A 22,301-nucleotide genomic window follows, 5' to 3' on the forward strand; every position below is an offset into this window, starting at 1 on the left:
CCTTGTTGCCGCGCAGCGACTCGATACGTACTGAAGCAGGGGCTGACCGCAAATCGACCATCAAGGAGGCCATCGTGACTCACCTGGCTCACCGCATCACCATCCTGCTCGCCGTCTTCGCTCTCGCAAGCCCTCAGGCTGCCTCGGCTGCGGATCCGGACTGGCCGCAGGTCGCGAGTTCGCTGGGCCGGCCCCTGCCCGCCCCGTCGGCCGACGGCGTCTACCGCTTCGGGCTGCCGCGCTCAGATCTCAAGGTCGTGGTGGACGGCGTCGCGATCAAGCCCGCGCTGGCGTTGGGCGGCTGGCTCGCCTTCATGCCGATGAGCGGCGGCACCATGGTGATGGGCGATCTCTTGCTCGCCCAGGACGAGATCGGCCCGGTGATGAAGCGGCTGCTCGAGGGCGGCATCGAGATCAGCGCGATCCACAACCACCTGCTGCGCGCCGAGCCGTCGCCGATCTACATGCATGTCAGCGCGTTCGGCGACCCGCAGCGCCTCGCCTCGACGTTCCATGACGCCCTGAAGCGCAGCCGCCTGCCGCCTGCCAGCCCGCCAACCAACGAGAAAATCGCGCTCGACGTCGAGGCGCTCGACGCCATCGTTGGCGCCAAGGGAGCGGCGAATGGCGGCGTCTACCAGTACACCATCGCTCGCAGCGAGCAGGTGAAGGACTCGGGCATGGTCGTGCCGCCGGCCCTCGGCTCGGCGCATGTCGTCAACTTCCAGCCGACCGGCGACGGCAAGGCCGCCGTCACCGGCGACTTCGTCCTGCTGGCCGACGAGGTCAAGCTGGTGCAACGCGACCTGGTCAGCAAGGGCATCGAGGTCACCGCGCTGCACAGCCACATGCTGAAGGAGGAGCCACGGCTATTCTTCATGCATTTCTGGGCCAATGCCGACGCCGCCACGCTGGCGAAGACCATTCGCCAGGCGCTCGACCGCACCAAGGTCAAACGCGACTGAAGCGCGACACGCTGGCGGTCTTCGAGGCACCCGTCGTAGAAGTTGCAACCGTCAGCGTTTCCTTCGAGGCTTCGACGACGTGACGATCATGAGTCCGTGATCATCCGTCCGCATGGGGAAATCATGCACGCTTGGAACGCGGACGGGCCGCGTACTATGGTCGGCGCAATGACTTCCGTTTCCCTGGTCGCTCCCTGGCGCATTGGCGTCGATGTCGGGGGCACATTCACCGACATGGTGCTGCGCGATGGCGCAGGCGCCGTCCGCATCTTCAAGTCGCCGTCCGTGCCGGCCGATCCCAGCGAAGGCGTGCTGGGCGTGCTCAGGCTGGCGGCGCGCCAGCTCGACCTGCCGCTCACCGCGCTGTTGCGCGACTGCGCGCTGTTCGTGCACGGCTCGACCGTGGCGACCAACACCATCCTCGAGAAGAAGGGCGCCAGGGTCGGCATGCTGACGACCGCGGGGTTTCGCGATTCGCTCGAGATCCGCCGCGGCATCCGCGAGAACCAGTGGGACCATCGCGCCCCCTTCCCCGAGGTGCTGGCGCCGCGCTACCTGCGCCAGCCGGTGCGCGGGCGCATCGCCGCCGATGGCAGCGAGCTGGCGCCCCTCGTGCTCGAGGACGTCGATGCGGCAGGCCGCATCTTCTCCGAGGAGGGCGTCGAGTCGGTCGCCGTCTGCCTGTTCAACAGCTTTCTCGACGGCGGGCACGAGAGATCGAGCGGCGAGCGGCTGACGCGGAGCTGGGCCGGCCAATGGGTGTCGCTGTCGAGCGATGTCATGCCGACAATGGGCGAGTACGAGCGGGGCTCGACCGCCGTGGTCAACGCCTACATCGCGCCCAAGGTGACGAGCTACCTCCGCGCGCTCGACGATCAGCTGCGCCAGCTCGGCCTGCCGCGCTCGCTGCTGCTGCTGCAGAGCAACGGCGGCGCCGTATCGGTCGGTCAGGTCGCCAGCCGCCCGGTCATGCTGGTGTTGTCCGGCCCGGCCGCCGGGGTCGGGGCGCTCAAGGGCTGCGCCGATCCGGGCGAGCCGGCCAACCTGATCTCGATGGAGATCGGCGGCACGAGCTGCGATGTCATGGTGATGGCGAAAGGCGACGTGCCGGTCGCCGATGCTCTCACCATCGACGGCTACCATCTCACCACGCCGTCGGTCGAGATCCATACGGTCGGCGCCGGCGGCGGCGCCATCGCCTGGGTCGACGACGCCGGCCTGCTGCATGTCGGCCCACGCGGCGCCGGCGCCCGGCCGGGCCCGGCCGCCTACGGGCTGGGCGGCGAGGAGCCGACCGTGACCGACGCCCAGCTGGTGCTCGGTCGCCTGCGTTCCGGGCCGCTGGCCGGCGGCGCGGTGACGCTCGACGGCGGGCTGGCGCGCCGCGCCATCGAGGCCAAGCTCGCCAAGCCGCTCGGCCTTTCTGTCGAAGCCGCCGCGGCCGGCGTGATCCGCCTGCTCGAGCAGAATCTGCTGCACGCGGTCGAACGGCTCAGCATCGAACGCGGCCACAATCCCGCGACCTTCACCCTGGTCGCGGCCGGCGGCGCCGGGCCGATGCACGGCGCCAACGTCGCCCGTGCCCTCGGAGCCACGCGGGCGCTCCTGCCGCGGGCTGCCGGAGCCTTCTGCGCCATGGGCATGCTGCAGTCGGACGTGCGGCAGGACTACCTGCAAGTCTATCTCGCGGATCTCGACAAGGCCGACCGCGCCAGCCTCGACGCCGCCTTCGCCCAGCTCGAGGCGCGTGCCCACGACGCCCTGGCACGCGAAGGATTCAGCGGCAAGAGCGCCGCGCTGGAGCGCGAGATGGACCTGCGCTACGAGGGCCAGCAATGGCCGGTGCGCGTGGCGATCGGCGCGCAAGGCTTCGACCCCGTCCTCGCGCGAAAAGCCTTCGAGACCGAGCACCAGCGCCTGTTCGGCCACGTCCAGCCCGGCCGCATCGACATCACCGCGCTGCGCGTCGTCGGCCGCGGCCTGCTCGACTGGACGCCATCGGCGGCGCGCGCGCCGCAGGCCGCGCAGCCCATGCCGCGCGAGACCCGCAAGGTATGGATCGATCCGGCGCGGGGCTGGCGCGAGGTGGCGGTCTACGACGGCGCCGACCTCGCGCCCGGCTGCCGGCTCGACGGGCCATTGCTGGTCGAGGAGCGCACCACCACCGCCTTCATCGGCCCGGACGATGCGCTCGAGGTCGATGCGCGCGACGATTTCCTGATCCATGTCGGAGCCCGGCAGCCATGAGCACGCCCCTCGATCCCGTGACGCTCGCCCTGGTGCAAAACCGCCTAGACCATATCTCGCACCAGATGGGCTGGGTGATGACGCGCACCGCGCGCTCGCCGATCTTCAGCCAGAGCCATGATTTCTCCTGCTTCATCGCCGATTCGCGCGGCACCCTGATCAGCCAGGCCGACGGCATTCCCATTCACACCGGCGGCGGCGGCTTCGCGGTGCGCGCCATCCTGCGCGACTTCGCGGGTACGATTGCGCCGGAGGACGTGTTCCTGCTGAACGATCCCTACACGGCCGGCGGCAATCACCTGCCCGACTGGGTGATCGCGCGGCCGGTGTTCGTCGCCGGCGCCCTGGTGGCCTTCGCCTGCAACCGCGCCCACCAGGCCGACATCGGCGGCGGCGCTGCCGGCACCTACAACTCGGCGGCAACCGAGATCTTCCACGAAGGCATCCGGCTGCCGGTGCTGAAGCTGATCGAGCGCGGCCGCGCGCGCGACGACCTGTGGCAGCTGCTGATGCTCAACACCCGCCTGCCCGAGGCGCTCGATGGCGACCTGCGCGCCATGATCGGCTCGACCCGCATCGGCGGCGAGCGGCTCGCCGCGCTGGTCGAGGAGCTCGGCGCCGACCGCGCCGATGATTTCTTCGAAGGCGTGCTGGCCCATGCCGATCGCCGCTTCAGGAGCTGCATCGACCGCCTGGCCGAGGGCGTGTGGCGCGCCGAGGAGACGGTCGACAACGATTGCTTCGAGCCGATCGACGGCCGCATCGTCGTCGCGCTCACGGTCAAGGGCTCGAGCCTGGTCGTCGATTTCGCCGGCACCTCGCCCCAGGTGAAGGGCTTCAAGAACAGCTCGATCGCCAACTCGACCTCGGCGGTGTTCATGGCGCTGTCGTCGTTCTTCGAGCCCGACCTGCCGCGCAACGAGGGCGCTTTCCGCAGCGTCGCGATCCGCCTGCCCGAGGGCACGCTGGTCAATGCGCGGCCGCCCGCGCCGATGACCATGAACACCGTGTTCGTGGCACACGAGATCGTCCACGTGATGTGGAAGGCGCTCAGCCAGGCGCTGCCCGAGCGCGCCTCGGCCGGCTGGTCGAAAGCAGTGCACTCCGTCACCGCCGGCCTCAGGGACGACGGCAGCCGCTACGTGATGTACCAGTGGGGCGGCGCGCCGGCCGGCGGCGCCGTCGAGGGCCGCGACGGCTTCCACCTGATCGGTCACCTGATCACCCTGGGCGGCCTCACGCTGCCCAATCTCGAGACCTACGAGCAGCTCTACCCGGTGCGCTTCCGCCGGCAGGAGCTGCGCTGCGACAGCGCTGGCCCCGGCCGCTTCCGCGGCGGCGCCGGCTGCGACTACGAGGTCGAGATGTTCACGGCGGCCGACTACGCCTTCCGCGGCGAGGGCGTCGGCGCGCCGTCGAGCTACGGCGCCGCCGGCGGCAAGGCGGGCGTGGGCGGCGCGGTGATCCTCACCCTGGCCGACGGCACCGAGATCCAGGCGCCGAAATACGGCGTGCAGCGCCACGGCCCCGGCACCTACCACGCCATCTCGCCGGGCGGCGGCGGCTACGGCGACCCGCGCACCCGCGATCCGGCCCGCGTCCTGCGCGACGTCCGCGACGGCGTGGTGAGCGCGGCGGCCGCCGAGCGCGAGTACGGCGTGGCGATCACGGCCGACGGCCGCAGCATTGACCAGGTGCGAACGGCGGGGCTCAGGGGCTGAGGCAGCCCACCTCTCTCTTGTCATCCTGAGCGCAGCGAAGGATCTCATCGCCAGAAGTGTCAAAGTGCACTCGTGGCATGCGGCGCTGAGGTCCTTCGCTCCGCTCAGGACGACAAGAAGGCGGTCATCTGGTCTCGCCGTCCCGGTAGTTGTCGCCGGCCGTCCCTGTGCTCGCCCCCTACTCCGCGGCAAGTCTCTCGCCGCTGAAGGCCGGCATGACGTCGCGGGCGAACCAGCGCAGCTGGTCCTTGAATTCCGCCGAGGACAAACCCTCGGCCCAATGGATCATGAAATCCTCGAGCCCCGGGTACTTGGCCTCGATCGACTTTATGCCGTCGATGACCTCGCCCGGCGTGCCGCAGAACCAGGCCTTCTGCTTCACGCCATCGCGCAGCGACGGGATCCTGGCCGGGGCGCCCGGCGTGCCCCAGGTACGGCCCTGCTCGTCGGCGTAGCGCACGAAACCGAAGGGCGCGAACCATTTGTAGCGCTCGTCATGCGCCGGCTCGACGCGCCGGATCGCCTCCTCCTGGCTGCCGGCGAGGTAGAGGCCCGCGCCCCAGATCATGTCCTCGCCGAGCTGCTTCTGCCGACCATGGCGCGCACAGGCCTCCTGGTAGGCGCGGACCGAGTCGTCGAGAATCTTCTCGCCGTTCAGGTCGACCATGGCCTTGAGGCCGTAGCGCGCCATCATGTCGATGCTCCGGCCACTGGCGATCGGCATCCAGATATCGACCGGCAGATGCTTGGGCCGCGGCACCATGGTGATGTCCTTCAGCCGATAGCCCCGGTAATCGACGGCCGGCGGGCACTCGAAATAGTTGCCCTTGAAGTGGAACGAATCCTCGTTGAAGCACTTCAGCAGCAGCTGGAGCTGCTCCTCGAAATATTCCCGGTTGGCCTCGGCATCGAGGAGCGGTGCACCGAAGGTCTCGACCTCACGGCTGTGATAGCCGCGGCCGACTCCCATGATGACGCGGCCGTCGGTCACGATGTCGGCCATCGCATAGTCCTCGGCCAGCCGGATCGGATGCCACATCGGCAGGATGTTGAAGCCGCAGCCGAACTTCAGACGCTTCGTCTGGGTGGCGAGCCACAGGCCGAGCTGCACCAGATTGGGCAGGCACTCGTAGCCTTCCCGCTGGAAGTGGTGCTCCGCCGTCCACAGCGCGTGGTAGCCAAGCTCGTCCATGAGCCGCGCGACGTCGCGGGCGGTCGCGAACACCTCGCTCAGGCGCTGGTTGGCGTAACGGCGATCGTTGGCCGGCGTCCCGTCGAGACCGACATTGTCGAGGTCGATCTGACCGACATACAAGGCATGGAATCTCTTGATCATGTGACTTGCTCCCTCGGGCAACAACGACAAGCACCTGTCGATGATACGCGACGGCCGACCGTTGATCTCCCTGTCCCGTACACGCTGGCCGACGCTGCACGCGCGTGCCCGCCCGCTGCTATTCGACGCATCTCACGTCTCTGCGCGGCTGCCTGCGCCCATCATCGTCCTTGCGAATGCCGATGAACGCAAGAGCGGTCCGATGGACAACTCCCATGTGGGCACATCTCGCGCCTTGCCGAGGCCGCCTTGAACACGTCGCCGCGGGCGCCTAGCCTGCCCGCGTCCGGTCGATGGGAGCATGCGGATGTCGAACCATTTCACTGGCCTGAGCCTCGGCCCGCCCCTCGGTGATCAGAGGCTGGACCTCTGCGATCTCTACGCCTTCCAGTCGCCGGCGGACGCGACGAGGACGGTGATCATCCTCAATGCCAATCCCTCGGCCGACGAGTTCCATCCCGACGCCCTCTATCGCCTCAACATCGACAACGACGGCGATTGCCTGACCGACCTCGCCTTCACCTTCGTGTTCGCCCCGAAGAGGAACGGCCGGCAGACCGCGAGCGTCTTCCTGGCGAAGGGAGCGGAAGCGCGCTCCGTCGAGCCGGCTGGCGCGGAGATCATTGCCGATGCCGAGGTGTCGCTCGGCGCCATGCCGAATATCGTCAGGTCCGGCGTCTACACCATCTTCGCCGGCAGCCGCAGCGACGCCTTCTTCTTCGACTATGATGGAATCAAGAACCTGTTCGACACCAGCGGAGGGCGGAACTTCACGGCGCCGCACCTCGGCGGCAAGTCGCCATGGACCGGCAAGGACTCGAATACCGAGGCCAACGTGCTGTCGATGGCCATCGAGATGCCGACCGCCGCGCTTGGCGGAAAGCCTGCCATACGCATCTGGGGGCGCTGCAGCGTGCGCCGCGACGGCAAGCTCGTCCATGTCGACCGTGCCGGCCATCCGTCGGTCAGCAGCTTCTTCAATACCGACGACACCAAGGAGGAATACAATGCCAGCGAGCCGGTCAACGACCGCACGCGCTGGCTCGAGATGTTCATCCACCTGATGGGTCATACCGGCAACTACACGCGCGAGGAGGCGATTGCGGCAATCGACGCCCACGGCCTCCTGCCAGACATGCTGAGCTTCGATCCGTCACGGCCCGCGCAGTACCCGAACGGCCGGGTCTTCGCCGACGACGTCATCAACCACCGTCTGTCCTTCTTGTCCAAGGGAGATATCCCGCCCGACGGGCTCAAGCCGCATGACGACGTGCTCGCGGTGTTCCCCTACCTCGGGCCGCCGCATCCGCCGGCAGGCTAGAGCTGGTTGCGGGCAAGCAGACAGCTACCGTTCGCCGGACGGCTGGAGCACCGCGGGGACCCGCTTGCGCATCGAAGCATCGAGACGAATGGCATCCGGCCGCGTGTAGCTTCACGGACTCCCCCCATCGTCATCGCCGGTCGCGGTCCGTTTGCGGACTGAGCGGGTTGGCGCCGCAACCGGCGGCATGGCGCACCGTTGTGATGCGGTACCGGTGGAACCGGCGGAATCGCGATCCCTCTGAGCACCGATCAAGTCGATGCCCGCGCGCCGTCAAGCGCGCTTTACCATCCTGCCCGGCTGGAGGTTTCCGCCTCTGCGATGACGGTCGCGGCGGTTACAGTCATACTGGCAATCCTCGTCGTCAATGCCGCGCTGCGCGGGCCACAGCTGGATCGACACGTCACTCCCGCAAGCCCTGATCGTGCCGCTCGCTCTCATCGGTGCAGCGCTCTGGCACAACCCCGTCGTCGTCGTCGGGCTGTGGAGGGAACCGCGCGCGTTCCTTTGGCGAGACGGACCGTTTCTCGTCGTGATCTCCAGCACGCTGGTTTCGGGCATCGCGCTCGTGCTCGGGCTCCATGTCTTCATGCCGATCATGATCGACCGCTACCTCTTCGCGGTGCCGGTGCTGGTCTCTGCCCTGATGGCCGCTCCGGCGGCGCGGCTGGCCGGTCACCTGCCGATGGTCGCCCTCCTGGCGCTCGTCTCAATAGTCGCCGCCGGCGCGAACCTGGCCGACACCGGCATCAAGCCGCTATGGCGCGCCAATGCCCAGGTGATCGCAGAGATCGTCCAGGACTGCCCGACGACGCAAGTCTATGCAGCGAGCGGATGGGCGCTGGGGCCGGCTGCCGCGACGCTGGCCGCACGCCGCGAGGATCCCGTGTTCGAGCGCGCCTACCGTTCGCTCGCCCGCGAGCACGGCTATGACGTCTGGTTCATCGGCCAGAACGGTCGCGTCCACGCGACGCCCGGACGCTGCCCGGTGCTGCTCTGGGTCGAACATTCGCCCAACGAGGCCGAGAACGATCTTCCCGAGGCGATTCACAGTGGCGGTCTGCCAAGCCTCGAGGAGGCTCACCTTTCGGTCTACCGCAGCGCCACCGGGCTGGTCGTTCGCGCCGATCGCTGACTGGACCTGCGAGCCTTCCCCATCCCGGCAACCACAAATTGGACGGGCTACTTCCTGCGTGTCTCCGAGGCACCGTCATTTCGCGGTGATCACGCGGCAAGCGGGAAATATTTCGTGGGCTTCGCGACGCCAACACAAGAAAGTGGCCACGGGCCGGCATCGCCGATGACAAAGCCCTTGCCGCCGATTTGGGCAGTCGGTGTAATTCGCCGCGTCAAGACAAAGTGTATGGCCCGCACGCGGCGATCGAGCCGCCGGGTCGATGGGAGGAAAAAATGCAGACCAAATGGGGGCGCCGAGCTTTCCTGGCCGGCACCGGTGCGTCCGTCGCCCTGCCGCGGCTGGCCGCGGCGCAAGCCGCCTTTCCGGCTAAGCCGATTCGCATCGTGCACGGCTACAGCGCCGCCTCGAACCCGGACACGATCGCCCGCGTGATCGCGCCCAGCATGATTGAGACGCTGGGCCAGAGCGTCATCGTCGAGCCCAAGCCGGGCGCCGGCGAACGTATCGCCGCGCAGTACCTGATGACGCAGCCGGCCGACGGCTACACGCTTTACCTCATCACCGGCGGCGCCAACGTGATCAGCGCCACCGATCCGCAGACGCCGTTCAATACGCTGAAGGATTTCTCCTACGTCTCGACGATCACGCTGTTCCCGTTCGCGCTGTTCGTTGCCGCCAATTCGCCGCTGCAGAGCTTCAAGGACCTGCGCGCCGCCGCACTGGCGCGGCCGGGCAAGCTCAACTACGGCCACAGCGGCGTCGGCAACACGCTGCATCTCGCGGTCGAGTACCTCAAGGCGCTGACCGACATGAAGATGGAGGCGATCGCCTACAAGGACACCGGCCAGCAAATCAACGATGTCCTCACCGGCCGGCTCGACGTGGCGATCGGCACGTTCACCGGCTATCACGGCGCGCTCGCCAACCGCCAGGCCCGCGCGATCGGAGTCACGTCGAAGGAAGTCTGGCCGCTCAATCCCGACGTGCCGCCGATCGCGCTGGACGTGCCGGGCTACGAGGTGGTGTCGTGGCTGGGCCTCGCTGGGCCGATCGGCCTGCCGGGCCCGATCGCCGACAAGCTCTCCGACGCGGTCAAGATCGCGGTGGCGCGGACCGACGTGAAGGAACGGCTGCAGGGCATGGGCAACGACGCGCGAGCGAGCACGCCCGCCCAATTCCGTGCCCGCATCGAGGCTGACTACGCCAAGTGGCAGCCGCTCGCCAAGTTCGTGAACCCGTAGTGGCTCACCGTGGGGAGCGCATCGGGATGGGAGACAGTTGCATGGTAACGTTCAACAAGGTCGATGAGCTGCCGGCCCACGCCGTGCCGGGCGGGCTGATGCATCGCCTGATCGGCGACAAGCTCACGGTGATGTGGGGCAAGCGCGGCAAGGGTACCGCCACGCCGCGCCACGCCCATCCCCACGAGCAGATCGCCTGGCTGGTGTCGGGCCAGCTCGACTGCCGGATCGGGGACGGGGCGGTCGAGCGGCTGGAGGCCGGCACGACATTCCTGATCCCGGGCGGCGTCGAGCACGAGTTCTGGTACCGCGAGGACTGCGAGATCGTCGAGATCTTCGCACCACCGCGCCACGACCTGTTCCCCGGCGGCAAGCATCCCAAGGATCTGTGAGCCAATGTGAATCATCCTCTTTCGGACCGCGAGCGTCGACGGCATCATCGTGCTCGAGGGCGAGACCCACGCCGTTCTCGACAAGGGCGAGACGCTGCTCAAGCGGGGCGATATCCTGGTCCAGCGGGGAACCAACCATTCGTGGAGCATGCGCGGCACCAGGCTCGCCATCGTCGCCGCGGTCCTGGTGGGCGCGGCGCCGGTCGGCCGGCTGGCGCGCAAGAATCCGCGCAAGGCGGCGAAACGGACGAAGACCAAGAGGTAGTCAGTCATGAAAATCGGCGCGGTGATGTTCTTCACCACGGACTCCATGCAGCCCGCCCCGCTGGCGCGCGTGCTGGAGGAGCGCGGCTTCGAATCGCTGTGGGTGCCCGAGCACACCCACATACCGTCGACCCGCAAGACGCCCTATCCGGCGGGCGGGCCCCTGATCCGGCCCTACTACGACATCATGGATCCGTTCCTGGCGCTCAACACGGCGGCCACGGTGACGTCCAGGCTGAAGGTCGGCACTGGAATTGCGCTGCTGACGCAGCGCGACCCGATCGTCACCGCCAAGGTCGTGTCGACGATCGACCAGCTGAGCCAGGGCCGCTTCCTGTTCGGCGTCGGCAACGGCTGGAACCAGGACGAGATCGAGAACCACGGCACGGCCTTCGAGAGCCGCCACAAGCTCGCGCGCGAGCGCATGGAAGCGATGAAGACGATCTGGACCGAGGACGAGCCGGAGTATCACGGCGAGTTCGTCAATTTCGACAAGATGAAGCAGTGGCCCAAGCCGTTCCAGAAGCCGCATCCGCCGGTCATCGTCGGCGGCGCCTTCCCCTACGCGGCGCGGCGCGCCATCCGCTACGGCGACGGCTGGATCCCGCGCGCCGACCGGCTCGAGTCGGCAGGCGTCGGCGTGGTGATCGACAAGTTCCGCAAGATGGCGAGCGAAGCCGGGCGCGACCCCGCCTCGCTGCCCATCACCATCTTCCGCGTGCCCGAGGCGATGGAGGGCCTGCGCTTCTGCCAGCAGATCGGCATCGACCGCGTCACCTTCACCCTGCCGGCGGAGAAAGAAGACAAGCTGATGCCGATTATCGACCGCTGGACGGAGATCAAGCGCAAGCTGGAGCAGGCCTGACCCTTCCCCAGCAAAGCTGGGGAAGGGTTCCCGCCATACGCGACGAAGGGGTCACGACTCTTCTGGACCGCGGGCGCTCCGCCCGCTCATGATCATGATTCATGCGCGGGCGAGACGCCCGTGGTCCAAGAAGAGCCTCACTCCACGCTGACGTTGGCCGCCGCAGCGACCTCCTTCCAGGTCGCGATGTCCTTCTTCAGGAAGGCGGCGAATTGCTGCGGCGTGCTGCCGACCGGCTCCATCGCCTGTTTGCTGAGCAGCTCCTTGATGTCGGGCTTCTGCAGCGCCTTGACGATCTCGCTATTGAGTTTGCCGATGACCGGCTGCGGCGTGCCGGCCGGGGCGAAGATGCCGTGCCAGGCAACCGCCTCCATCTTGGGATAGCCCGTTTCGATCATGGTCGGCACCTGGGACATCACCGGCGAACGCTGTGGGCTGGTCACGGCAAGCGCGCGCAAGGTGCCGGCCTGGATATGCGGCAGGGCGCTCACCGGATCGCTGAACACCAGGGTCACCTGACCGGCCACGAGATCGGCGACGGCGAGCGCGGTGCCGCGATAGGGAATGTGAGTCATCTTCAGGCCGGCCTCGCGGCAGAACAGCTCGCTCACCAGATGGTTGGCCGCGCCGACGCCGGTGGTGCCGTAGTTCATGGCACCAGGCTTGGCCTTGCCCAGCGCCAGGAACTCCTGCAGCGTCTTTGGCCCCAGCTTGCCGTTGACCACCAGCACGTAGGGATACGAGTTGGTCATGGTGATCGGCACGAGATCCTTGGCCGGATCGTAGGGCAAGGTCTTGTAGACCGCCGGGTTGATCGAGATCGGGCCGGACTGGCCGAGCAGCAGCATGTAGCCGTCGGGCTCGGCTTTGGCGATCATGTCCGTGCCGATGATCGAGCCGGCGCCGCCGCGATTTTCGACCACGATCGACTGGCCGAAGGCGTCGCCGACATGGCGCGCCAGGACACGCGCCACGGCATCGGCGCCGCCGCCCGGCGCATAGGGCACGATCAGGCGGATCGGCTTGGTGGGATAGTCGGCCGCGCCGGCGCGGGCACCGGCCAGCGCCGGCGCAACGGTCAGCAGCAGCGCCGCGCGCCGTCGAGTCGTGTTCACTATCGTTCCTCCCTCAGCTCATTCACACTCAGCTCGCGCTCCAACCGCCGTCGATCGGGATCACCGCGCCGGTCAAATCCGCACCGCCCGGCCCGCACAGGAAGGCTGCCAGCGCCGCCACCGAGTCCATCGCCACGAAGCGCCGCGACGGCTGGCGCGAGGCCATGAAACGTTCGACGGCGCGCTCGCGGCTGAGGCCCTGCTCTTCCATCGTCGCGGCCAGCCGCTCCTCGATGTTCGGGCTGGGCGAGGTGCCGGGACAGATGGCGTTGCAGGTGATGTCCTGGCTCGCCGCCTCGAGAGCGACGGCGCGCGTCAGGCCGATCAGCGCCGTCTTGGTGGTGACGTAGTCGACGCGGTTCACCGTGGCGCGCTGCCCGTAGATCGACGCCATGTTGATGATGCGGCCGAAATTGCGCGCGCGCATGCCGGCGAGCGTAAGGCGGATGGTGTGGAACGCTGCCGAGAGATTGACCGCCAGCGCCCGGTCCCACTCGGCCGGCTTGAAGTCTTCGATCGGCGCGAAGAAACGGACGACGGCGTTGTTGATCAGGATGTCGACGCCGCCGAACGCCTCCGTGGCGGCGTCGACCAGCGCGGCGATCTGCCCGGGATCGGCAAGATCGGCGCCGTGATGTATTGCACGCCCGCCGTGCTCGCTCTCGAGGCGCTTGCTCTTCGCGCCGATCTCGGCCGGCTCGCCAAAGCCGTTCAGCACGATGTTGCAGCCCTCGGCGGCGAGCCGCTCCGCCATGGCGTAGCCCAGCCCCTGGGTCGAGCCGGTGATCAGCGCGCACTTGCCCTTGAGCATCTAGGCTTTCTCCGGCGCGAACTGGCGCTCGTGGCGCTCGACCTGTGCGCGGTAGTTCTCGGAATAGCGCTCGAACACGTCGGCATGTCGCGCCGTGTCGAACTCGACGGTCGGCGGATCGTAGAGATCGAAATGGCCCCACCGGTCGCGGCCGCGCACCAGCATCGCCGCCATGCGCACCGGGCCGGTCGGCCGGACATGGGCCGGGATGTAGTTGATGCCACAGCCGATGCGACGGTGGGCGGCGCGGTTGGGCGCCGAGCGGTGCACGCAGAGCGTATGGTGCAGCGAGAACGAGCCGGCGGTGAGCTGCATGGTGACGGCGCCGCGCTCGTGGAGCGGCTCGGTGATGGTCTGGCCGGCACGGTTGATGCTGTTCTCCAGCCGCAGCGCCGAATGATACATCTGGCGCAGCACGCCGTGCGCCGACAAAACCTCCATGCAGCCGGCCTCGCGGCTGGCGTCGGTCAGCGCCACCCAGGCAGTGACCTGCTCGTAGGGCTCGAGGCCGAAATAGGTCGAGTCCTGGTGCCACGCGGCGAAGGTCGGCGACTGCGCTTCCTTGATGAAGAAGGTGCCGGTCCACACCAGGATGTCGGGGCCGATCAGGTCCTCGACGACATCGAGGATGCGGGGATGGCGCACCAGATCTGCGTACCATGGCAGCAGGGCGTGCGGCTGCGTGCGCCACTTGTTCTCGGCCCGCGGCACCGGCGTGCCGAGCCAGCGCTCGTAGCGCTCGAGCCCGGCCAGGCAGGCGAGCCGCTCGCCCTCGTCGAGCGCCGGGAAGGGAAACAGGAAGCCGTCATGGCGATAGGCCTCGACCTGCGCCGCCGTCAGCGCCTTCATGCCGTCCTCCCGTAGCGTTCTTCATGCCTCAACCGGCAACGAAGGTTGGCAGTGCCCGGCACGCGAAGCCAGCGCGGCAGCGCGGAGGGTGCGTTGTCCTAGACGCAAGTCGGCGGCGCGTCGTCCGGAGGGTCGTTCCTGGCGAACTCCTCGCGCAGACGGGCGCCGTGCTGATCGAGCGTCGGCGGCCCGGCCCGCTCGGCCGGATCCGGGTAGGCGCTCATCTTGATCGGATTGCCCGGCATGGTGACGCCGCCGGCCTTAATCAGCATGTTGCGCGCCCGGGCCTGCGGATGCTCGACCGCCTGGGCCACGCTGAACAGAGGACCGATCGGCACACCGGCGGCATGGATCACCTCGAGCCAATGCTCGACCGGCTGCAGTCCGAGAGCCGCCTCGATCGCCTGCTTGAGAGCGGCGCTGTTGGTCGCGCGGCCGGGATCGTCGACGAAGCGCGGATCGCTCGCGAGCGCGTCCAGGCCGAGCGCCTGGCAGAGCTGGGCGAACAGGCGGTCATTGCCACAGCAGATGGCGACATGGCCATCGCTGCACGCGAACACATCGAACGGCGCCAGGAACGGATGGCGATTGCCGAGGCGCCCGAGCGGCCGTCCGTTCGCCACGTACTCCATGAGGCCATGCTCCAGGAAGGAGAGCGTCGCATCGAACATGGCGATGTCGACGTGCGCGCCCCGGCCGGTCCGCTCGCGAGCGTAAAGGGCGCTGGCGATGCCGCTGAACATGTACAGGCCGCCCAGCAGGTCCGACAGCGAGGTGCCGACCCGGGTCGGCGGTCCGTCGGCAAAGCCCGTCATGTCCATGATGCCGCTCATCGCCTGGATGATGGTGTCGTAGGCGGGCGATGCCTTGAGCGGCCCGGTCTGGCCGAAGCCTGAGGACGAGGCATAGATCAGCCGCGGATTGAGCGTCGCCAGTTCCTCGTAGGAGAATCCCAGCCGCGCCATCACGCCGGGACGGAAATTCTCGGCCAGCACGTCGGCCCGCTGCACCATGTTGAGGAAGACTGCGCGATCGGCCGCGGCCTTGAGATCGAGCACGATGCTTTCCTTGCCACGATTGACGAAGCCGAAATAGAGCGACAGGTCGCCGAGGAACGGCCCGTAGGTGCGGGTGTCGTCGCCGTGACCGGGCGCCTCGACCTTGATCACCCGCGCGCCGAGATCGCTCAGCATCACCGTGCCGAACGGCCCGTTCAGCACATGGGTAAGATCGATGACCAGCACGCCGGAGAACGGACCGTCGGGAGTTTTCGCGCCTGCCATGATGCCTCTCCTCGTCGCGATGCTGTCGAACGCCTTCCACCGCCTCGCGCTGCTTGGCGGCGCGCAGCCGGTCTTGGATCTTGCCGACATGCTTCATGCCCGTCTCGTCCGCGTCCTGCTGCGCCGCAGCCGGCGCTGACGCGGCGAGCAGTGCAGCCAGCAGCCCACAGAACCGGCGGGACGTCACTGCAGTCGGGCCGCCGGACGGATCAGGATCAGCTGCGTCACCCAGCTGCCGGCGACGAACAGCACGATCACGCCGAACGACCAGGGTTGCGTGACAGCCGTGGACCACAGAAACAGGGCCAACACAGTGCTCATGGCCAGGATGCCGATGCCCACCAGCAGCCGCGAGCCGCCGGTCTGGTCGAGGACACGCCAGTGCGCGACATGGACCGAGAGGTAGGCGATCAGGAAGGTCGCGCTGACGATGTGGGCGAGCGCACTGAGATCGAAGATGTTCATGACGACCAGCAGGGCAAAGACCGCGAGCATCATGCCGCGCGTGCAGGTGCCCCACACCGGGACGTCGAACATCCGCGGCAGGTGTCCGGTGCGGGCGAGGGCCGGCGCCATCTGCATCATGCCGTAGAAGTTGCCGTTGATCGCCGAGGCGGTCGCCAGCAGGGCGCCGATGGCGACGATGACGAACCCGGCATGGCCGAGAACGGGCCTGGCCGCCTCGGCGACCGCCGTGTCGGCATGCTTCGCGAGCTCGGCGGGCGTCAGGCTGCCCACGACCACGATCGCCAGGCCGACATAGAGCACCATGACAGTGGTGATGGCGAGGAAGATGGCGCGCGGGATGGTGACCTGCGGGCGGGCGACGCTGGCGGCGGCGTTGGTCATCATGCCGTAACCGGCATAGGCGAGGAAGGTAAGCCCGACCGTGTCGATCAGCCCGATGAAGCCGGGACCGGGATGCTCGACCACGGGCTTGCCCAGCATGACGGTGAAGCCCGCTACCGTGAGCAGGACCAGGATGACGAGCTTGATGCCGACCAGCACCAGCTCGACCTTGCCGACGGCCGCCTCGCTGCCGGCGTTGAGCGCGACGAACACGACGATGATCGCCGTCGCCAGGATGTCGACCCATACGCTGGCGGACGTGCCGAACAGCAACGCCGCGGCGTAACCGCCGAACGCCTTGGCCACCAGCGCGTTGGCCCCGGCCAGGACGAGGAGGAACATCACCGACACGGTGCCCGACAGGCGCCCGGGGCCGAAGCCCGCGTCGAGATAGGCCGTGATGCCGCCGGCGTCGGGGTAGCGGGCGGCGAGCTTGGCGTAGGAATAACCGCTGAGCTGCGCCACCACGCCGGCAAGCAGAAAGGCGATGAAGGTGCTGCGGCCGGCCGCCACCGCCGCCTCGCCCAGCAGGGCGAAGATTCCGGCACCGACCATGGCGCCAATGCCGATCGCCGCAACCGACCACATGTTCAGGGGGTGGGATGTTTCAGGGGCACGGTTCATGCGGGCAGGCCGTCGACGGGCAGAGGGCACCCGCATTTGAAGAAAAGACCGTCATCCCGACCGAGCCGAGCGCAGCGAGGCGAAGTGCAGGGACCTTTCATTTTGAAGCGTCGACAAGATAAGGTCCCTCGACTGCGCCGCCCTTCGGGCGGCTCGGCTCGGGATGACGGAAAAAGCATGTGCGATTGGCCTGAGTCGGCGGGCCGGCGCCGATCGCATTCCGCGACCGGCTTGGCGCTCGCCACCGGTGTGTGCTCGCTCACCGCACTCCCCTCGCATCTTCCCCCTGAAACCTATCGACGGGTGAACGGGCCAAGCAAGGCGAAACGGTCCGACGCCGACGCTCTGTCGCAATCAGCGCATCGTTGTGGCACGCTGGGCCCTGTCGGGGCGTACGTTTGGGGCGTGCATTCGTGCGAGGAAGGATCCTGGTGGTCAAGATGGCGTTGGCAAAGATCGCAGCCGTCGTGTTGGCGTGCACGCTCCCGTTCCACGATACCGCTGCCCAGTCCGGTCGCCCGCAGGTCAAGGTTGCCGCTGTCGATTTCGTTCCGGCGTGGGGTGACCTCGACGGCAACGTCCGACGGCTCGCCCAGGCCGCCGAGGAGGCAAGCCGGCAGGGCGTCGAGTACGCCGTGTTCCCCGAGACCGCGGTCAGCGGCTACCTGTTCAGCGGCCCCGACCAGATCGCGCCCTTCCTCGACACGATCCCGGGCAGGACGACGGAGGCCCTGCTGCCGATCCTCGAGCGCACCGGCATGCACATGAGCGTCGGCATCGCCGAGCGCGACGCCCGTACCGGGCTTGCCTACAACACGGCGGTGCTGATGGGGCCGAAAGGCATCGTCGGAAAGTATCGCAAGAACGGCCTCAACCCGCAGGATCAGAAGGTGTTCGCGCCAGGCGACACCGGCGTCGAGGTGTTCGATACGCCGCTGGGCCGTATCGCCCTGCTGATCTGCTACGACGACACCTATTGGCAGTATGCCCGCCTGGCCGCGCTACGCGGCGCCCAGATCATCGCCTGGCATTCGGTGTCGGACCGCGTGATGCCGGGCACGCCGCCGGCCCAGGCGACGGGCAATCATTCGACGGTCGCGAACGTCCAGTACATGAGCGCGCAGAACGGCGTCTGGGTGATCGGTGCGACACGCAGCGGCATCGAGACCAATCCGATCACCGGCGGCAAGCTCTACTACAATGGCGGCTCGAGCATCTGGTCGCCGTCCGGCCGCAAGCTCGTGCAGGCGCCGGTCGTACCGCCGGAGGTGCTGCCACCTGGGCTGAACGGCGTTTTCAGCACCGAGATCGTGCCGGCGGAGGCCGACGCGGCACGCGCGGCCGCACTCGCGCGCCGCCGTCCCGCGATCTATTCGCCGCTGCTCGCGCTGCATCGCATTCCGGTCGACGGCAATGCCACCAAGAGACAGCGCACTGTCGCCTTCGCGGCCGCGCAATGGCCCGACGGCCCCTCCCTGATGACGGCGACCGAGCCTGACGAAGGCGAGCTGATGGTGCTGCCGGCGCTGTCGGCTCTGCCATCGGGCCTGCCTGCCGACAAGATCAAGGAGGCGGCCGAGATCCAGGGCGGCGCCTTCGAACAGGCATTGGCCAGAGCGGCCCGCGCCGGCAAGGGCTATCTGGTCGGCAGCTACCCGGAACGCGACGGCTCACGCGTGTACCACACGGTCGTGATGGCCGGCCCGACCGGCACCGTCCTCGGCCGCTATCGCACCATGCATCTCGACGGCGGTGAGGCCGGGTGGGCGACCCCGGGCGACGCGCCCGCCGTCATCGAGACGCCCCTCGGACGCGTCGGTCTCGCCTCGGCAAGCGAGCTCGCGGTACCCGAGCTCGGCGGCCTGTACGGCGCCTTGAGGGCCGACATTCTGGCCGCGCCGGCGGGCAAGCCCGATGCGCTGAAGGTGCAGATTGCGCCAGCCCTCTATGCCGTGCCCGATCCGCCGACCGGCCGAGCCGACTTCTTTCCCTATGCCTCGGCCAAGCAGAACCAGCTATGGCTGGTGAGCGGCGGGCGCCGCGTCGGCGACCAGACGGCCGCGGCGATCTACGGGCCAGAGCCCATCGTCGAGACGCCGACGCTCACGGCACTGCCGGGCGCCCCCGCCATCCGCCATTCGACGACGCTGCCAGCACCGGGAACCTGGATCAATCAGCAGCAGCTGATCAGCGGGCAACAGGCGCTCTATTTCGTTCCGCTGGTCCTCGACGAAGGCAATGACTGCCTGAAACGCTGGCGCGCCACCGGCACACAAGCCTTTCCGTGTCGCTGATGTGCAAGCCGGTTGCTTGACGCTGTCGTCGACGCCAGCGAACAATCGCCGGTCGCATTGGCCAAACTTGACTTAGGGGATTTGGGGACATGGTACTGCCGCTCGAAGGGATAAAGGTCATCGACTTCACGGGCGTGCAGGCAGGGCCTGCCTGCACGCAGATGCTCGCGTGGTACGGCGCAGACGTGCTGAAGGTCGAGCGTCCGGGCGTCGGCGACGTCACCCGCCACCAGCTGCAGGACGCGCCCAACCTCGACGCGCTCTACTTCACGATGCTGAACAGCAACAAGAGGTCGCTCGAGCTCGACACCAAGACGCCGGAAGGCAAGAAGATCCTCGAGCAGCTGATCCGCGGCGCCGACGTGCTGGTCGAGAATTTCGCGCCCGGCGCGCTCGACCGCATGGGCTTCACCTGGGAGCGCATCCAGGAGCTCAATCCGCGCCTGGTCTTCGGCTCGGTCAAGGGTTTCAGTGAAGAATCGCCCTACGCCGATCTCAAGGTCTACGAGAACGTCGCGCAATGCGCCGGCGGTGCGGCGTCGACGACCGGCTTCTGGGACGGCCCGCCGACCATCAGCGCCGCCGCGCTGGGCGACAGCAACACCGGCATGCATCTGCTGATTGGCATTCTCACCGCGCTGCTGCATCGCGAGAAGACGGGCAAGGGCCAGAAGGTCGCCGTGTCGATGCAGGACGCCGTCCTCAATCTCTGTCGCGTGAAATTGCGCGACCAGGAACGGCTCGAGCATGTCGGCTATCTCGAGGAGTATCCGCAGTATCCCAAGACACCGTTCGGCGAGGCGGTGCCGCGCGGCGGCAATGCCGGCGGCGGCGGCCAGCCGGGCTGGGTGCTGAAGTGCAAGGGCTGGGAGAGCGATCCCAACGCCTACATCTACTTCACCATCCAGGAGCAGAACTGGCCGCGCACCGCCGAGGCGATCGGCCATCCCGAATGGGCCAAGGATCCGGCCTACGCCACGGCCAAGGCGCGCCAGCCGCACATCTTCGACATCTTCACCGAGATCGAGAAATGGCTGGCCGACAAGACCAAGTTCGAGGCGGTCGAGATCCTGCGCAAGTACGAGGTGCCGTGCGCGCCGGTGCTGTCGATGAAGGAGATCGCCTACGATCCGGCGCTGCGCGCCTCGGGCTCGATTGTCGAGGTCGACCAGGAGAGGCGCGGCAAGTACTTGACCGTCGGTAGCCCGGTGAAATTCTCATCCTTCAAGCCACACATCACCGGCGCGCCGCTGCTCGGCGAGCATACCGACGAGGTCCTCGCGGGACTGGGCTACGGCCCGGACGCGATCGCCAGGCTGCACAAGGACAAGGTGGTGTAGGGCGCACCTCGCGCGGACAGCTTTCAAATCCTCCCCGTCATCGGGGAGAACATTCACCTATCGGCGCTCTCTCACGCTCCTCCCCAGCTTCGGTGAGGAGGAGAATGAAAAGCGCGCCCATATGCGAATGCCCTGCGTCATCGGGCGAGGAACATGCAAGATGTGTCTTCGCCTTGGAGGAAAATGACCGCGTGCTGACCGAGCAACAGACCGCCATCCGCGACATGGCGCGCGACTTTGCGTGCCGCGAGATCACGCCTTTCGCCGCCGACTGGGATCGCCGCGAGCACGTTCCGCTCGACACGCTGGCGCGCATGGGGGCGCTCGGCCTGATGGGGGTCTGCGTGCCGGCGGCGTGGGGCGGCTCGGGCGCCGACTTCGTCTCCTACGTGCTCGCCATGGAGGAGATCGCCTACGGCGACGCCGGAATCGCCAACATGATGGCGGCGACCAATTCGCCCTACAATGCCGCGGTCCTGGCCTACGGTACCGACACGCAAAAGGAGAAATACCTGCGCCCGGCCGCTTCGGGCCGCGAGCTCGCGGCCTTTCTGTTGAGCGAGCCGCAGGTCGGATCGGACGCCGCCGGCCTCGAGACCCGTGCCGTGCGTCGCGGCGACCACTACGTGATCAATGGCACCAAGAACTTCATCACCTCGGGACAGTCGGCGAAGCTCGCCATGATCGTCGCCGTCACCGATCCGGCAGCCGGCAAGAACGGCATTTCCTGCTTCCTCGCCCGCACCGGCTCCGCCGGCTACCACGTCGCCCGGCTCGAGAAGAAGCTCGGCCACCGGACCTGCGACACCTGCCAGATCGTGCTCGATGGCCTGCGGATTCCGGCCTCCGACATGCTGGGCGAACCCGGCGCGGGCCTGCGCGTGGCACTCTCGGCGCTCGACAGCGGACGCATCGGCGTCGCCGCGCAATCGGTCGGCGTGGCGCGCGCGGCGTTCGATGCGGCGCTCGCCTACGCCCGTGTGCGCGTCACCTTCGGCAAGCCACTGATCGAGCACCAGGCGATCGCCTTCCAGCTGGCGGAGATGTCAACCAGGATCGAGGCGGCGCGTCAGCTCTACCTCCATGCCGCGCGCCTCAAGGATTCCGGCGGCGGTTCACCCAAGGAAGCGTCGATGGCGAAGCTGTTCGCCTCGGAGATGGCGGAGGAAGTGACTTCCGCCGCCATCCAGATCCACGGCGGCTACGGCTTTCTCAACGACTACCCTGTGGAGAAATTCTATCGCGATGTGCGGGTCTTCCAGATCTACGACGGCCCGAGCGAGATCCAGAAAATGCTGATCGCCCGCGAGCTGGCGAAGGGGTGACGCCGCGGGTGTTCAGGTGATGAGGAAAGGTCCCTCGCTGCGCTCGGGGTGACAGCCATTTTGTCGGCACGACAGAGATAATGTCATCCCGAGCGCAGCGAGGGACCTCTGATCATGCTCTTCCCGGCAAGCGTCTCGCTCGCCCGGACCTATGAGCGAGCGAGACGCTCGCAGTCCAGAAGACAGTTTGAGTGCTATCTTACGCGGGAGCCGCTGTACCGAATTGGCGCCCCTCCTGACTAGCGGAATTTCGTTGCTCGGTCCGTAGGGAATGCTTAACGTCTGCGACAAGGTCCCAGCGAGGATCGCAGTCCTGTGTAC

19 protein-coding genes are annotated in these 22,301 nt (G+C 67.7%); 13 read left to right on the forward strand and 6 right to left on the reverse strand.

Going from position 1 to position 22,301, the window contains the following annotated elements; translation table 11 throughout:
* Positions 1-83: 83 nt before the first annotated feature.
* From ACILR9_RS01140 to ACILR9_RS01150, 3 genes are all read left to right on the forward strand, one after another.
* On the forward strand, positions 84-965 hold the full coding sequence (locus ACILR9_RS01140) for a DUF1259 domain-containing protein (protein ID WP_395708177.1): 882 nt from the start codon (positions 84-86) through the stop codon (positions 963-965).
* Between the two features lie 168 nt (positions 966-1,133).
* Positions 1,134-3,212 (forward strand): hydantoinase/oxoprolinase family protein, encoded by a 2,079-nt coding sequence (locus tag ACILR9_RS01145; protein WP_395708033.1) that lies wholly within the window; start codon positions 1,134-1,136, stop codon positions 3,210-3,212.
* Positions 3,209-4,933 carry a hydantoinase B/oxoprolinase family protein gene (locus ACILR9_RS01150; RefSeq protein ID WP_395708034.1) on the forward strand — a complete coding sequence of 575 codons (1,725 nt, stop codon included), beginning with the start codon at positions 3,209-3,211 and terminating at the stop codon, positions 4,931-4,933. Before ACILR9_RS01145 ends, ACILR9_RS01150 begins: the two co-directional genes overlap by 4 nt.
* 178 nt (positions 4,934-5,111) lie before the next feature.
* Here ACILR9_RS01150 and ACILR9_RS01155 read toward each other — a convergent pair whose 3' ends face one another.
* Positions 5,112-6,269, reverse strand: coding sequence for an LLM class flavin-dependent oxidoreductase (locus ACILR9_RS01155; protein WP_395708035.1), 1,158 nt, complete (start codon positions 6,267-6,269; stop codon positions 5,112-5,114).
* A gap of 307 nt (positions 6,270-6,576) precedes the next feature.
* Here ACILR9_RS01155 and ACILR9_RS01160 point away from each other — a divergent pair, with 307 nt between their 5' ends.
* The 6 genes from ACILR9_RS01160 to ACILR9_RS01185 all read left to right on the forward strand — a co-directional run bounded on the left by ACILR9_RS01160 (position 6,577) and on the right by ACILR9_RS01185 (position 11,490).
* The gene (locus ACILR9_RS01160; protein ID WP_395708036.1) at positions 6,577-7,590 is read left to right on the forward strand and encodes a DUF4331 family protein; all 1,014 of its coding nucleotides are present in this window, start codon (positions 6,577-6,579) and stop codon (positions 7,588-7,590) included.
* A gap of 367 nt (positions 7,591-7,957) precedes the next feature.
* A complete protein-coding gene (locus ACILR9_RS01165) occupies positions 7,958-8,725 on the forward strand; it encodes a hypothetical protein (protein WP_395708037.1) in 768 nt (255 codons plus the stop codon).
* Between the two features lie 275 nt (positions 8,726-9,000).
* Positions 9,001-9,969 (forward strand): Bug family tripartite tricarboxylate transporter substrate binding protein, encoded by a 969-nt coding sequence (locus ACILR9_RS01170; RefSeq protein WP_395708038.1) that lies wholly within the window; start codon positions 9,001-9,003, stop codon positions 9,967-9,969.
* Between the two features lie 41 nt (positions 9,970-10,010).
* Complete coding sequence (locus ACILR9_RS01175) at positions 10,011-10,361, forward strand: cupin domain-containing protein (protein ID WP_395708039.1); 351 nt, start codon at positions 10,011-10,013, stop codon at positions 10,359-10,361.
* 49 nt (positions 10,362-10,410) lie between these two features.
* Positions 10,411-10,626, forward strand: a complete 216-nt coding sequence (locus tag ACILR9_RS01180; protein ID WP_395708040.1) for a hypothetical protein — start codon at positions 10,411-10,413, stop codon at positions 10,624-10,626.
* A 6-nt stretch (positions 10,627-10,632) separates the two neighbouring features.
* Positions 10,633-11,490, forward strand: a complete 858-nt coding sequence (locus ACILR9_RS01185; protein WP_395708041.1) for an LLM class F420-dependent oxidoreductase — start codon at positions 10,633-10,635, stop codon at positions 11,488-11,490.
* 137 nt (positions 11,491-11,627) lie between these two features.
* Here the strand turns inward: ACILR9_RS01185 and ACILR9_RS01190 are convergent, their stop codons facing one another.
* The 4 genes from ACILR9_RS01190 to yfdE form a co-directional block, all read right to left on the reverse strand.
* Positions 11,628-12,605: a Bug family tripartite tricarboxylate transporter substrate binding protein gene (locus ACILR9_RS01190; RefSeq protein WP_395708042.1), complete on the reverse strand. Its 978-nt coding sequence runs from the start codon at positions 12,603-12,605 to the stop codon at positions 11,628-11,630.
* Between the two features lie 28 nt (positions 12,606-12,633).
* Positions 12,634-13,416: a 3-hydroxybutyrate dehydrogenase gene (locus tag ACILR9_RS01195; protein ID WP_395708043.1), complete on the reverse strand. Its 783-nt coding sequence runs from the start codon at positions 13,414-13,416 to the stop codon at positions 12,634-12,636.
* Positions 13,417-14,265, reverse strand: a complete 849-nt coding sequence (locus ACILR9_RS01200) for a phytanoyl-CoA dioxygenase family protein (RefSeq protein ID WP_395708044.1) — start codon at positions 14,263-14,265, stop codon at positions 13,417-13,419.
* A gap of 98 nt (positions 14,266-14,363) precedes the next feature.
* The gene (yfdE, locus tag ACILR9_RS01205; protein WP_395708045.1) at positions 14,364-15,548 is read right to left on the reverse strand and encodes a CoA:oxalate CoA-transferase; all 1,185 of its coding nucleotides are present in this window, start codon (positions 15,546-15,548) and stop codon (positions 14,364-14,366) included.
* On the opposite strand from yfdE, the gene ACILR9_RS01210 reads away from it, so the two are divergent.
* A complete protein-coding gene (locus ACILR9_RS01210) occupies positions 15,547-15,687 on the forward strand; it encodes a hypothetical protein (protein ID WP_395708046.1) in 141 nt (46 codons plus the stop codon). The two genes, yfdE and ACILR9_RS01210, sit on opposite strands and share 2 nt — an antisense overlap.
* 44 nt (positions 15,688-15,731) lie before the next feature.
* On the opposite strand, the gene ACILR9_RS01215 is transcribed toward ACILR9_RS01210, so the two are convergent.
* Positions 15,732-17,057: an APC family permease gene (locus tag ACILR9_RS01215; protein ID WP_395708047.1), complete on the reverse strand. Its 1,326-nt coding sequence runs from the start codon at positions 17,055-17,057 to the stop codon at positions 15,732-15,734.
* A 377-nt stretch (positions 17,058-17,434) separates the two neighbouring features.
* Here ACILR9_RS01215 and ACILR9_RS01220 point away from each other — a divergent pair, with 377 nt between their 5' ends.
* The 3 genes from ACILR9_RS01220 (at position 17,435) to ACILR9_RS01230 (ending at position 21,980) form a co-directional block, all read left to right on the forward strand.
* Entirely contained in the window at positions 17,435-19,315 is a 1,881-nt protein-coding gene (locus ACILR9_RS01220; protein WP_395708048.1) for a carbon-nitrogen hydrolase family protein, read from the forward strand.
* A gap of 89 nt (positions 19,316-19,404) precedes the next feature.
* Complete coding sequence (frc, locus tag ACILR9_RS01225; protein ID WP_395708049.1) at positions 19,405-20,655, forward strand: formyl-CoA transferase; 1,251 nt, start codon at positions 19,405-19,407, stop codon at positions 20,653-20,655.
* Positions 20,656-20,846: 191 nt separating this feature from the next.
* The gene (locus ACILR9_RS01230) at positions 20,847-21,980 is read left to right on the forward strand and encodes an acyl-CoA dehydrogenase family protein (RefSeq protein ID WP_395708050.1); all 1,134 of its coding nucleotides are present in this window, start codon (positions 20,847-20,849) and stop codon (positions 21,978-21,980) included.
* Positions 21,981-22,301 lie beyond the last annotated feature (321 nt).

Source organism: Reyranella sp., from assembly GCF_044224635.1.
In the GTDB taxonomy this organism is placed as follows: domain Bacteria; phylum Pseudomonadota; class Alphaproteobacteria; order Reyranellales; family Reyranellaceae; genus Reyranella.